The 810-nt window shown below is 54.9% G+C and carries 1 pseudogene; it reads left to right on the forward strand.

The window, feature by feature from the left end:
* Positions 1-11: 11 nt before the first annotated feature.
* Positions 12-810: pseudogene (locus AM629_RS21315) on the forward strand (DUF637 domain-containing protein); the annotation flags it as partial.

Here is an 810-nt window from a genome sequence, read left to right on the forward strand (position 1 = left end):
CCAAAGGGGTAATGGATATTGCGGCAACCGGCGGTTTTCTCTATGCGCAGGCCATGGAAGAAACCTATAAAAGTGAAGAAACGCGGAAACGCTGTCAAGGTTTCGGCCCCATAAAGTCGTGTAAAGTCTTTGGGTCTAAAACAGAACATAAAACACAAATCAGGAAGACCAACAAAGTCACAGAATTGACTGCCGGGGGGGATATTACCCTGAGGGCAAAAGATGACGTGACATTGGAAGCGAGTCGGCTAGAAACCGGTAAAAACGCGAAAATCACCAGCCAGACCGGGAAAGTGAACTTCCGGGCCATGCCCAATACCGCTTTTGAGCAGACTGTCGCGACATCAAAAGGCTTTTTTATTACGCACCACGATAAAGGCCACAGTGAGACAACCTGGGCCATCCCGTCCGTGCAGGTGGGCGGTACACTGACCGTGGAGGCAGCAGCCGGTATCAGTGCGGATGTGAAAGTGAAAGACGAGCAGTTACTGGAAGACACGCTGGCAGTACTGGGTCACACCCCGGGTACGGAATGGTTAAAAAACCTTCAAGGCCGCAATGATGTCCAGTGGGATCAGGTTAAGGACGCTTACAGTAGTTGGGACAAAAAAAGCACAAGCTTAAACCCCGTAGTGGGTGCGGTGATTGCGATTGCGGTGGCGGCGGTCACGGCGGGTTCGGGTCTGGCGGCCTGGGCGGGAAGTGGTGCCGTGGGGGCGACAGGCGCTACGGGAGCCACGGCGAGCGCGGTTTATGGGGCGGCTTATGGCGGAATGATCGGGTTGACCTCGCAGGCGGCGGTGGCCTTAG

The organism is Photorhabdus heterorhabditis (genome assembly GCF_001280945.1).
Lineage (GTDB): Bacteria > Pseudomonadota > Gammaproteobacteria > Enterobacterales > Enterobacteriaceae > Photorhabdus > Photorhabdus heterorhabditis.